The 11,741-nt window shown below is 73.1% G+C and carries 11 protein-coding genes and 1 tRNA gene; 2 read left to right on the top strand and 10 right to left on the bottom strand.

The genetic code is table 11. The features are described from left to right. Positions 1-84: 84 nt before the first annotated feature. Together tsf and rpsB are read right to left on the bottom strand one after the other, a co-directional pair. Positions 85-921 (bottom strand): translation elongation factor Ts, encoded by an 837-nt coding sequence (gene tsf / locus NR072_RS02510; protein WP_044659472.1) that lies wholly within the window; start codon positions 919-921, stop codon positions 85-87. Between the two features lie 103 nt (positions 922-1,024). Continuing rightward, a complete protein-coding gene (rpsB, locus tag NR072_RS02505) occupies positions 1,025-1,891 on the bottom strand; it encodes a 30S ribosomal protein S2 (RefSeq protein WP_145951536.1) in 867 nt (288 codons plus the stop codon). Positions 1,892-2,295: 404 nt separating this feature from the next. Between rpsB and NR072_RS02500 the strand changes: the two genes are divergently transcribed. Then, positions 2,296-2,970, top strand: a complete 675-nt coding sequence (locus tag NR072_RS02500; protein ID WP_145951537.1) for a peptidoglycan DD-metalloendopeptidase family protein — start codon at positions 2,296-2,298, stop codon at positions 2,968-2,970. On the opposite strand, the gene NR072_RS02495 is transcribed toward NR072_RS02500, so the two are convergent. After that, the gene (locus NR072_RS02495; RefSeq protein ID WP_145951538.1) at positions 2,906-4,108 is read right to left on the bottom strand and encodes a glycosyltransferase; all 1,203 of its coding nucleotides are present in this window, start codon (positions 4,106-4,108) and stop codon (positions 2,906-2,908) included. The genes NR072_RS02500 and NR072_RS02495 overlap by 65 nt on opposite strands. A gap of 312 nt (positions 4,109-4,420) precedes the next feature. Here NR072_RS02495 and NR072_RS02490 point away from each other — a divergent pair, with 312 nt between their 5' ends. Then, complete coding sequence (locus tag NR072_RS02490) at positions 4,421-5,299, top strand: LysM peptidoglycan-binding domain-containing C40 family peptidase (protein WP_145951539.1); 879 nt, start codon at positions 4,421-4,423, stop codon at positions 5,297-5,299. A 61-nt stretch (positions 5,300-5,360) separates the two neighbouring features. Here NR072_RS02490 and NR072_RS02485 read toward each other — a convergent pair. From NR072_RS02485 to NR072_RS02455, 7 genes are all read right to left on the bottom strand, one after another. Then, positions 5,361-5,434 (bottom strand) — tRNA-Ile (locus tag NR072_RS02485). A 45-nt stretch (positions 5,435-5,479) separates the two neighbouring features. Continuing rightward, entirely contained in the window at positions 5,480-6,700 is a 1,221-nt protein-coding gene (locus NR072_RS02480; RefSeq protein ID WP_145951540.1) for a glycosyltransferase, read from the bottom strand. A gap of 126 nt (positions 6,701-6,826) precedes the next feature. Then, positions 6,827-7,468, bottom strand: coding sequence for a CDP-alcohol phosphatidyltransferase family protein (locus NR072_RS02475; protein ID WP_020624488.1), 642 nt, complete (start codon positions 7,466-7,468; stop codon positions 6,827-6,829). A gap of 151 nt (positions 7,469-7,619) precedes the next feature. Then, complete coding sequence (locus tag NR072_RS02470) at positions 7,620-8,543, bottom strand: phage holin family protein (protein ID WP_145951541.1); 924 nt, start codon at positions 8,541-8,543, stop codon at positions 7,620-7,622. A gap of 131 nt (positions 8,544-8,674) precedes the next feature. Continuing rightward, positions 8,675-9,508 carry an aldo/keto reductase gene (locus tag NR072_RS02465; RefSeq protein WP_044659469.1) on the bottom strand — a complete coding sequence of 278 codons (834 nt, stop codon included), beginning with the start codon at positions 9,506-9,508 and terminating at the stop codon, positions 8,675-8,677. 82 nt (positions 9,509-9,590) lie between these two features. Next, positions 9,591-10,661: a nucleoside hydrolase gene (locus NR072_RS02460; RefSeq protein ID WP_216880332.1), complete on the bottom strand. Its 1,071-nt coding sequence runs from the start codon at positions 10,659-10,661 to the stop codon at positions 9,591-9,593. Beyond that, a complete protein-coding gene (locus NR072_RS02455) occupies positions 10,658-11,596 on the bottom strand; it encodes an SDR family oxidoreductase (RefSeq protein WP_145951543.1) in 939 nt (312 codons plus the stop codon). The genes NR072_RS02460 and NR072_RS02455 overlap by 4 nt, the downstream gene beginning before the upstream one ends. Positions 11,597-11,741: the final 145 nt, after the last annotated feature.

Below are 11,741 nucleotides of genomic sequence, written 5' to 3'. Positions count from 1 at the left end.
CGGCGCCGGAGTGGACCTCGGGTCGCTCCCGATCCTACGCCCCCGCGGGGCGTGGACCGGGAGCGGCCGGTCCGGGTGCGGCGGTCAGTTGCCGACGCGGAAGCGGGCGAACCCGGTGACGTTGGTGCCGGCGTCGGAGGCGACCTTGCCGACGGTCTGCTTCGGGTCCTTCGCGAACGGCTGGTCCACGAGCACGATCTCCTTGAAGAAGCCGGTCATGCGGCCCTCCACGATCTTCGGCAGGGCCTGCTCCGGCTTGCCCTCGGCACGGGCGGTCTCATCGGCGATGCGACGCTCGTTCTCGACGGTCTCGGCCGGCACGTCCTCACGGGTGAGGTACGTGGGCGAGTAGGCCGCGACGTGCACGGCGATGTCGTGCGCGGCGGTCTTGGCCTCGGCGGAGTCGGCGTCCACGGCGAGGAGCACGCCCACCTGGGCCGGCAGGTCCTTGGAGGTCTTGTGCAGGTAGGCGTCCACGTAGGCGCCCTCCACGCGGGCCAGGCGGCGCACGGCCACCTTCTCGCCCAGCAGGGCGCCCTCCTCGGTCACGTAGTCGCCCAGGGTGCGGCCCTCGTGCTCGGAGGCCAGCAGGCCGTCGACGTCGGTGGCGCCGGAGGCGACGGCGGCGCGCAGCACCACGTCGCCCAGGGCGATGAACTTGTCGGCCTTGGCCACGAAGTCGGTCTCGCAGTTGAGCTCGATCATGACGCCGACGCCGTTCTCGACGGTCGCGGCCACGAGGCCCTCGGCGGCCGAGCGGCCCTCGCGCTTGGTGGCGCCCTTGAGGCCCTTCACGCGGATGATCTCGATGGCCTTCTCGGCGTCGCCGTCGGCCTCGTCCAGAGCCTTCTTCACGTCCATCATGCCGGCGCCGGTGCGCTCGCGCAGGGCCTTGATGTCAGCAGCGGTGTAGTTCGCCATGCTCGTTCGGTCCTTCCCGTGGTGTGGGTTGTGCGGGATGTTCGGGGTCTGATCCGGTCCGTCGGCCCGGCCGGGTGAGGCCGGGCCGACGGACCGGCCGGGATCACTCGCCCTGCGGGGCGGCCTCGGCGGCGGGGGCCTCGGCCCGCTCGGCCGGCGCCTCGGCAGCGGGGGCCTCGGCCTGCTCAGCCTGCTCGGCCTGCTGGGCGTTGTGCTGCTCGAGCAGCTCGCGCTCCCACTCGGCCATCGGCTCGGCGGCCGCCTGGCCGGACTTGCCGCCCTGACGGGCGATCAGGCCCTCGGCGACGGCGTCCGCGACCACGCGGGTCAGCAGGTTCACGGAGCGGATGGCGTCGTCGTTGCCCGGGATCGGGTAGGCGACCTCGTCCGGATCGCAGTTGGTGTCCAGGATGGCGACGACCGGGATGCCGAGCTTCTGGGCCTCGTCGACGGCCAGGTGCTCCTTCTTGGTGTCCACGACCCACACGGCGGAGGGGGTCTTGGCCATGTTGCGGATGCCGCCGAGGTTGGCCTGCAGCTTCTCGAGCTCACGGTTGAGCAGCAGCAGTTCCTTCTTGGTGAACTGCGAGCCGGCCACGTCCTCGAAGTCGATCTCCTCGAGCTCCTTCATGCGCTGCACGCGCTTGGAGACGGTGGAGAAGTTGGTCAGCATGCCGCCGAGCCAGCGGTGGTTCACGTAGGGCATGCCCACGCGGCCGGCCTGCTCCGCGATGGCCTCCTGGGCCTGCTTCTTGGTGCCGACGAACAGGATGGTGCCGCCGTGGGCGACGGTCTCCTTGACGAACTCGTAGGCGCGGTCGATGTAGGACAGCGACTGCTGGAGATCGATGATGTAGATGCCGTTGCGCTCGGTGAAGATGAAGCGCTTCATCTTGGGGTTCCAGCGGCGGGTCTGGTGGCCGAAGTGGACACCGGAGTCGAGGAGCTGGCGCATGGTCACGACGGGCATGACGTTCCCTTCTGTGGCAGCCGTGGCACCCCGCGCTTCACGCGCGGGCGGTCTGCCGGTCGATTTCTTGACGGTTGGCGGCCGGCCCGGTCGGGCGGCCCCTGGCATCACGACGGCGGGCTGCCGGGCCCCACGAGCACCCGCGCCGACGTCCTCTCCAGGAGGACGGCGGGGACGGGACCGAGCGTGGGGGCTGGGCCGCTGAAGCGACCCACCGCGATGCGCGGAGTCGGCGTCCGGGGCACAGCACAGGGCCGGCCACAGGACACCGCTGAGGTGAATCCTACCCCAGGTGGGCGACCGCTCCCATCGCCGACTCCTGCACAGGGGCCGGTGCGGCGGGCGCTCTCCACGATGGGACTGCGGGCCCGCCACGCGGCCGCCCGGGACGCCAGGCTGTCGCCATGACCCCTCGCACGCTCCTCCCCCGTCCGCTCCCGCGCCCGCACATCGCGGGGTGCGTCGCGGCGGCCCTGCTCGCCTGGCTCGTCCTCGCCTCGGGGGTGGGCGGCCTCGACGCCGTGCCGCGGGCCACGTCCGCACCGTCGGGGCGCGACGCGCTGCTGCTCGTCGCGGCGTCCCCGGCAGGTCCGGGATCGACGGCCGCGCCGGTCGCGTGGCACGCGCCCGTGGCCGGCGCCGCCCCGGATGACGTGCTCCGCGCGTTCGTCGCGCCCGAGCGACCGTGGGGTCGGGGGCACCGGGGCGTGGACCTCGCCGTGCCGTCCGGCGCAGCGATCCGGGCACCGGCGGCGGGCCGAGTCGTGTTCGCCGGGGTCGTGGTCGACCGCCCCGTGCTGACCCTCGAGCACGAGGACGGGACCCGCAGCTCGCTCGAGCCGGTGGAGGCGGATGTCGCCGTGGGGGCCGTCGTCGCCGCAGGCGACCCGGTGGGGCGACTGGCCGGGGCGCCACCCCACTGCACGCGGGCGTGCGTGCACTGGGGCGTGCGGGAGCCCGACGGCTGGCGGGTGGGGGACGCGGCCTTCGATCGCTACCTCGACCCGCTGGTGCTCATCGGCTGGAGCGGTCCGTCCGTGCTCTGGCCGCACGCCGCGCCGCACCCAGCGCGGCCGTGAGGTCCAGGAGTCGGCGAGCGGACTCGTCCCAGCTGAACCGGGCCGCCTGAGCGACGCTCGCCCGGGAGGCCGCGGCGAACTCGGCGGGGTCCTCGAGCTCCCGCACGCGGGCCGCGAGCGCGGCCGCCCGGTCCCCCTCGAGCGGGACACCCCGGAAGGACGGGGTGCCCGCGCTGGCGATCTCGCGGAAGATCGGCAGGTCCGAGCACACCACCGGCGTGCCATGGGCCATCGCCTCGGCCACGGGCAGGCCGAAGCCCTCGGCGCGGGAGAGGGTGACGGCCGCGGTGGCCCGGCGGAGCAGGCGCACGTACTCGGCCTCGTCGGTGCCGTCGTGGAAGACCACGTCCGCGCCGGCGGCCCCCGCGGCGGCGCGGCGCGCGGCCAGCCGGGCCTCGAGCTGCCCGCGGCGCTCCGGGCTGATGCGGGAGAGCAGGTGCAGCGCGTAGCCCGGCAGCAGGGGCGCGGCGGCCACGAGGGACTCGACGTCCTTGTAGTCCATGAACGAGCCCATGTAGAGCAGCGTGCGCTCCGGGGTCTCGTCCGGGTCCCGCGGCTCCGGGACCGCCTGCGCCGCGTTCGCGACGACGTGGACCGGACGCCGGGTGAGGCGGTGCCGGGCGATGAGCTCCGCCGTCGTCCGGGAGACCGTGGCGACCGCGTCCGCGCGGTCGAGCAGGAGCCGCTGCGGGATCTTGGTCAGGTGATAGGCCCGCCAGAGCCAGCGGATCGGCTCGGGCAGGTTCCGCGGCGGGGTGCGGTGCTCGTAGTAGATGAGGTCGTGGAGCGTGAGGATCAGCGCGTAGTCCCGCCCCCACGACCCCATGGTCTGCATGGGCGAGAAGACGACGTCCGGTCGCAGGCGCGCGACCTGACGGGCCACGAACGGCTCGCGTGGGGAGGTGGGGCCGGAGACGAGGTGCCACGGCACGCCGTCCGGGAGCAGGGCCAGCTGTCGTTCGTCCGAGATCAGCATCGCGACTTCGACCTCGACGTCGGCCCCCTCCGGGCCCGGCGCGTCGGTCCGGCGGGCGACCGCCTCGATGAGGCTCGCGCCGTAGCGGGAGATGCCGTCGTGGAAGTCGGTGCGGGTGTAGCGGGCGTCCATCAGCAGGCGCAGGGGGCGGGAGGGGCTCACCCGCACCACGCTAGCGCCGCGCCGGAGAGGGGCGGGGACAGCCGCGCACGGTAGGTGCCGACCGGGGCGCGTCGAGCGCCGATCGGCCACCTGGACGTCATCCGAATTTCTGATTGCGTTTCGATAACGATCGTGTATCTTGATCACGGATCGGTTACAGCCGATCCGCCACACCGGGGCTTCCTCCGCGTCCTCGCGTACCCGGTCATCCGCACTGCTCGTCAACTCGCACCCGCGGTCCGGCCTCGTTCCGGGCATCGCCCGGAGGCACCGCCCTCACGGGCCGCAGGTCCTGTCCGGGAAGAAGATCCGATGTCCGTGACCTCCTCGCACGCCGCTGTGCGTCGCGCCCCCCGCACCGCCGCCGCCTCCGTGGCCCTCGCCCTGGGCGCCGCCGCCCTGACCGGCGTCGGCACCGTGTCCGTCGCCGAGACCGCCCAGGCCGCCGAGACCGCCTACACCGTCCGCTCCGGCGACGGCTGGTGGATCATCGCCCAGCGCACCGGCGTCTCCATGTCCAGGTTGCAGTCGCTCAACGGCATGACCGCCGCGACCGTGCTGCATCCCGGCATGGTCCTCAAGACCTCCGGCACCGCCACCCCGACCCCGGCCCCGGCGCCGTCCACCTCGGGCTCGACCTACACCGTGCTGGCCGGCGACGGCTGGTGGATCATCTCCTACCGCACGGGGGTGTCCGCCTCGATCCTGCAGTCCATCAACGGCATGAGCTCCTCGACCATGCTCCACCCGGGGATGGTCCTGAAGACCACCTCGGTCTCCAACTCCAGCGCCCCCGCCCCTGCGCCGGCGCCCGCGTCCAAGCAGGCCGCCGTCGACTACGTGCGCTCCGCCGTCCGGAACCCGTCCTCCTATTACGTGTGGGGCGGCAACGGCCCCTCCGGCTTCGACTGCTCCGGCCTCACCCAGCAGGCCATGGCCCGGGCCGGCATCTCCATCCCGCGCCGCGCCGGCGACCAGTACCTCGCCGCGAAGTCCTACGTGCCGATCTCCCAGGCCCAGCCCGGCGACCTCGTGTTCTATGCGAACCAGTCCACCGGCCGCATCTACCACACGGCCATGTACATGGGCGGCGGCCAGCTCGCCCACGCCCTCAACGAGGACGCGGGCCTGGTGTTCACCTCCACGACGATCATGAAGTCCGACATGCTCGCGGTGGCCGCCCGCTACTGAGCACCGGCACGACGACGGCCCCCGGCCCGCGCCATACCGCGCGGCCGGGGGCCGTTTTCTGTAGGGCGTGCGGGACTTGAACCCGCGACCCAGGGATTATGAGTCCCCTGCTCTGACCGACTGAGCTAACGCCCCTCCCCCGCGGCATCGCGCGGGACCCGCCCATCCTACCGACAGGGCTCAGAGCATCGCGCGGACCTCGGCGGCCGTCGCGCCGCGGTAGAGGCGCTCGAAGATGTCCACCGTCTTCTGGGCGGAATGATGCAGGGCCTTCGCGTGGGACGCCTCGCCCATGGCGGCGCGGTCCGCGTCCGAGAGGTCGAGGATCCGGGCGATCCGATCGGCCAGGGCCACGTGGTCCCCGGGCGGGAAGAGGTGGCCGTTGACGCCCTCGTCCACGAGGTGGGGCAACGCGAGGGCGTCCGCGAGGACCACCGGGGTGGACGCGCTGAGCGCCTCGAGGGTCACGAGGGACTGCAGCTCCGCCGTGCCCGGCTGGCAGAACACGTCGGCGCGCAGGTAGGCCGCCCGCAGCTCCTCCTCGGAGACGTGGCCGCGCAGCAGGACGCGGTCGGCCACCCCCTCCTCGTCCACCGTGGCACGGATGCGGTCGCGCTGCTCGCCGTCGCCGACGATCTCGGCGTGCACGTCCAGGTCGGGGCGGGTGCGGGCCAGGTGCGCGATCGCACGGATCAGCACCTCCACGTTCTTCTCCACGGCCAGCCGCCCCACGAAGAGCACGACCGGATGGCCGGGATGGTCCACCCTCTCCCCCGGCTGCAGCTCGTAGGCGCTCGCGTCGATGCCGTTGGAGACCGGGAGAACGTTGTCCAGGCCGGCGTGCTCGGCCATGGCCTGCGCGGCGAGGGCCGTGGGGGTGGTGACCACCGCGCCCTTGCCCATGAGTCGACCCATGTCCTTCCACGACACCCGGGAGACGATGTCCAGGAACCACTGCGGGAACGGCAGGAACGGCTCGAGGTTCTCCGGCATGAAGTGGTTCGTGGAGACGATCCGGATGCGGCGCCGCTCGGCCTCGTTGATGGCGGCCTCGCCGATCATGTAGTGGCACTGGGCGTGCACGACGTCCGGCTGGACCTCGCGGTAGATGCGGCGGAAGGAGATCTTGGCATGCCGCGGGAGCACCACACGGTAGTACTCGTGCGTCGGCGCCGGCAGGGAGCGCAGCAGGTGCACGGTGGCCTCCGGCCGGTGCTCCACGGTGTCCGGGCCGGCCTCGCTGCGCGGCATCACGACGTGGACCTCGTGGCCGCGCGCGTGCAGCGCCGTGGCGAGGCGGTGGCCGAAGGTGGCGGCCCCGTTGACGTGCGGCGGATAGGTGTCTGCGGCGATCAGCACCTTCAGGGGGCGGTCGGCGGCGATCCCGGGACGGTCGGACACGGCGGTCCCTCTCTGTGGTGGCGATGGCACGACGGCGCCCGGCCCGTGCCGTGAGGATCGGCCGCGGGCACGGCGCGCGTCCCACGGTAGCAACCGTCGGCGCCGGCACGAGGATGCGCGAGGGGGTCAGCCCCGGCGGGACGGGTGCTCGCGCGGGTCCTGACCGTCCGCCCGCAGGCCGCGGGCCTTGCCCACAGCGCGCACGAGGTAGTCCCCCGCGGCGAGGATGTGCAGCAGGCAACCGGCGCCGACCAGAGCCAGGGCCACGCCGCTCCACGGGCCGCCGTCGACCCCCGGCACACGGGCGAGCAGCAGCAGGGGCGTGCCCACCAGCAGCAGCGCGGTGCGCACCTTGCCCAGGACCGTGACCGGCAGATCCGGGCTGCCGCCGAACAGCCACAGGCACACGGCGGCGAGCACGAGGTCCGGGATCGCGATGGCCAGGGCGAGCCAGAGCGGGGCGATGCCGGTGGCCACGAACGTCACGGCCACCACCAGCAGGGAGAGGCGGTCCGCCACCGGGTCGAGCCACCGCCCGACCGTGGAGATCATGTCGAACCGGCGCGCCACGTAGCCGTCCACCCAGTCCGTGCCGGAGAGCACCGCCAGGATCACGAACGCGTCCAGGTGCCGGCCGTCGACGGTGAGCCACACGAACACCGGGACCAGGGCGAAGCGGGCCAGGGTGATGAGGTTCGGCACGGTCAGCCAGGTGTCGCGGACGCGGTACTCGTGGCCCTCGCGCAGGCCGACGTCGATCACACGCATGGGTCGCTCCTCCAGGGTCCGCGGGCGGACGCCCCCGCCGGGCGCCCCACACGCCCAGCCTACCGACGCCGTCGCCCCTCCCCGCAGACGACGAGGCCCCGATCCGTGGGGATCGGGGCCTCGGGGGCCGGGGAGGGCGGGCGCCCTCGGATCAGCGGCGGCGCAGGCGGCCGGCGAGCGCCACGAACGCGGCGGAGGAGGCGCCGAGCAGCGCGAGCGGCTGCCAGTTGTCCTTCACGTAGTCCTCGGCCTCGGCGGTCCGCTCCCCCGCGCGGGCGGCACCGGTGAACGGCGCGGTCTGCTCGGTGGCGTGTGCGGTCTCGGGGGTGACGCCGCGACCCTTGCGCTGCGCGGCGAAGGCCGCGAGCTGGCCCTTCACGCTGGTCTTCTCGTCCAGGCCGGAGCGGATGTCGCCCAGGTGGCGGCGGCGCAGGTCGGCACGGCGACGGATCTCCGCCTCGCTGGCGTCGGCGCGGTCCGGATGGGGAGCGGCCTCGCCGTTCTTGCGGGCCTTCTTGTTCTCCTCCTTCTCCACCTTCTTCCGCTCGGCCTCGCGGGCGGCCTCGACACGCTTGGCCTCGGCGCGCTCCGCCTTGAGGCGGTCGTACTCGGCCGGGTCGAAGGCGTTGCCCTCCTTGAGGTAGCCGAGGTCGTACTCGAGGTTGCGCACGGTCTCCTGCGGCACGAGCGGCATGGCGCCCTTGACCATCACGAGGCCGACGCCGGCGAAGATCAGGCCGAGCACGAGGAACGCCAGCGCCACCATGAGCGCCGGGAACCAGAACGTCGGGTCGGCGAAGGCGCCGATCAGCGTCACCACGAGGGCGACCACCATGAGCGCGAGGAAGAACAGGCCCACCACCGCGACGCCGGCGCCGATGCCGGCCTTCTTGCCCTTCGCGGCCACGTGTCCCTTGGCGAGCGCGAGCTCGTCCTTCAGCTGCAGGGGCAACAGGCGCACGACGGCGCCGAGCAGGTCGGTCAGCGAGCTCGCGCGGGTCTGCGGGGTCACCGGGACGGCGGTCCGCGGCGCGCGGGCCTTCGACGCATCGGCGGGGGGAGCCTGGTGGGACATGGTGCATGCCTTCCGTGGAGTGCCTGGACAGATGCGCCCGGGCGGCGCGGCGGCCGCCGGGCATTCTCGAGCAAAGCTATCACCGGCCCGCCCCCAGGGGGACGGGCCGGGTGCGCGCGGTGGCGGCTGGATCAGAAGTCGATGACCGCCGGGTCGGGGCCGAGGCGGCCGTCCTCGCGGTCGAGGGCGTCGATCCGGGCGACGTCGTCGTCGGTCAGCTCCACCCCCGCGGCCTCGAGGTTCGAGACGATGCGCTCGGGTGTCACGGACTTGGGGATGACCACGAAGCCGTGGGCGAGGTGCCACGCGATGACCACCTGGGCCGGCGTCGCGCCACGGGCCTCGGCGATCTCCGTGACCACGGGGTCGGCGAGGAGGTCGCCGCCCTGACCCAGCGGGGACCAGGACTCGTGGACGATGCCGTGGCGGCCCTCGACCTCGCGCAGCTCGCGCTGCTGCCAGTACGGGTGGGTCTCGACCTGGTGGATCACGGGCACCACGCCGGTGGCCTCGATGATCTCCTCGAGCTGGGCGGCCGGGAAGTTGGAGACGCCGATCGAGCGCACCTTGCCCTGCTTCTGCGCCTCGATCAGGGCCTTCCAGGTGTCCAGGTACTTCCCCTGCGCCGGCTTGGCCCAGTGGATGAGGTAGAGGTCGACGTAGTCGGTGCCGAGCTTGTCGAGCGAGACGTCGAGGGCGGCGAGCGCCTCCTCGTAGCCCTGGTCCGAGTTCCACACCTTGGTGGTGAGGAACAGCTCCTCGCGGGCGACGCCGGACGCGGCGATGCCGCGGCCCACGCCCTCCTCGTTCCCGTAGATCGCGGCGGTGTCGATGTGGCGGTAGCCGGCGCGGATCGCCTGCTCGACGACGTCGGCCGCGACGTCGTCCTCGACCTGCCACACGCCGAGCCCGAGCTGCGGGATCTGCTGGCCGTCGTGGAAGGGGACGGTGGGAACGTCGGTCATGAGGGAGCTCCTGGAGGGTCGGGGTCGGGCGGATGCATCGGGTGCAACCTCGCGCGGGCGGGGGGGGCATTCCCGACGGCGGTCACCGGGCCGGGGCGCCGCCGTCGGGCGTGCGCTCCCCCGCGACGACGGCGCCCACCGCGCGGGCGAAGGCCGCGAACACCTCAGCGGGGTCGTTGGCCGTGACGAGCCGGGCGTTGGGGCGCCGGCCCCAGATGTCCCGCGTGTCGTGGACGGTGGTGCCGCGCAGCAGCTCCGAGTCCGCCTCGACGTCGACGACGGTGGCCCGCGTGGCGATGCGGGCCTGGCCCGCGGCCACCTGGGCGGCGAAGAGGTCGTGCAGGTGGGCGATGTAGCCCTGGTCGTAGTCGTGGTGGAACTCGAAGTAGAAGCGCAGCGCGTCGGCGAGCACGTCCAGGACGGGGCGGCCGGTCGCGGCGGCCGGCCCGGCGACCCGCGGTCGGTCCGCGGACCAGCCGACGGGACGGGCCCCGGCGTCGGCCAGGAGGCCGTCCAGCAGGGCCGGCGTGTACTCGATCCGCTCCGTGGTCTCGAGCGCGCACACCACCGGCAGGCGATCCTCGGGCAGGCCCTCGAAGGCCGCGAACACCTCCTTCGCGGCGTCCGGGTCCACCCAGGTGTTCCACTCGGCGGTGGGCGTGGTGTTGCCCGGATGATAGAAGGAGCCGCCCATGATCACGATGCCGCGGGCGAGGAACGGCAGGCGCGGCTCGACGCGCAGCGCGAGGGCCAGGTTCGTCAGCGGCGCGGTGCAGAGGATCGTCGTCTCCCCGGGGTGGGCCCGAAGCTCGTCCAGCCACACCTCCACGGCGGGCCGGGGCGAGAGCCACTCAGGGCGCCGATCGATCCGGGCATGGCCGAGACCGCCGTCGCCGTGGGTCTCCGGGGTGGTGACCGCGGGCCGGCGCAGCGGGGTCTCGGCACCGACGGCCACCTCGACGTCGGCCCGGCCGACCAGGTCCAGCACCGCGGCCGTGTTCAGGGCGCAGTCCCGGGCGGTCGCGTTGCCGCCCGTGGTGGTGACGGCCACGAGCTCGGGGCCGACACCCAGGCGGTGGGCGCCGACGAGGTGGAGCAGGGCGCAGGCATCGTCGATGCCGGTGTCGACGTCGGCGAGGAGGCGGGCGGTCACGGGGTGGGCGTGCCGCCGTTGGCGTTCAGGGTCTCGCCGTTGACGTAGCTGGACTCGCCCGAGGCCAGGAACACATAGGCGGGCGCCATCTCCACGGGCTGGCCGGCGCGGCCGATGGGGGTGCTGTGGCCGAACTCGGGCAGCTTCTCCTCGGGCTCACCGTAGGACACGTGCTGCACCGTCCAGATGGGCCCGGGCGCCACCGCGTTGACGCGGATGCCCTTCGGGCCGAGCTGCTCGGCCAGGCCCTTGGTGAAGTTGTTGATGGCGCCCTTGGTGGCGGCGTAGTCGAGGAGCCTCGGGTTGGGGTTGTAGGCCTGCACCGAGGTGGTGTTCACGATCGTGCTGCCCGGGCCCATGTGCTTCAGCGCGGCGCGGCTGAGCGTGAACATGGACATGATGTTGATCTGGAACGTCTCGTGGACCTGCTCGTCGGTGAGATCGGTCAGGTCATCGGAGATGAACTGCTTGCCCGCGTTGTTCACGAGGATGTCCAGGCCGCCGAGGCGCTTCGCCGCCTCGTCCACGAGGGCGGCGCGGTAGTCGGCGTCCATCAGGTCGCCCGGCAACGCGACGGCGGTGCGCCCGGCCGCCTCGATCGCCGCCAGGACGCGGTCAGCGTCGGGCTGCTCCTGAGGCAGGTAGGCGATGGCGACGTCCGCGCCCTCACGGGCGTAGGCGATGGCGACCGCGGCACCGATGCCGGAGTCGCCGCCGGTGATCAGGGCCTTGCGGCCGGTCAGCCGGCCTATCCCCCGGTACGAGTCCAGACCGATGTCCGGGACGGGATCCGTCTTCACGTCCAGGCCCGGCTCGGGCTGGCGCTGCTTGGTGATGTGGAGCTTCGGGTGGCGGGTGCGCGGGTCGTCGTGGGCCAGCTGGGAGTCCTGCACGGGGATCGCGGGGGCGTCGTCCTTCTTCTCTGGAGTGGTCATGGGCCCGATGCTACGAGGCGAGCGCCAGAGGGTGACAAGGGACGGGGCGCGGCGTCGTCGGCGGCGTGGCCCACGCGACGACGGCGCCGCGGCGGCTAGGGCGTGTCTGAGAATAGATGCACGAGTCAGCTGAGACCCTGGGGAC

This window comes from Micrococcus sp. Mcc89 (assembly GCF_024519795.1).
Taxonomy (GTDB): Bacteria; Actinomycetota; Actinomycetes; order Actinomycetales; family Micrococcaceae; genus Micrococcus; species Micrococcus luteus.
This window is presented reverse-complemented; position numbering and strand designations above follow the sequence as displayed.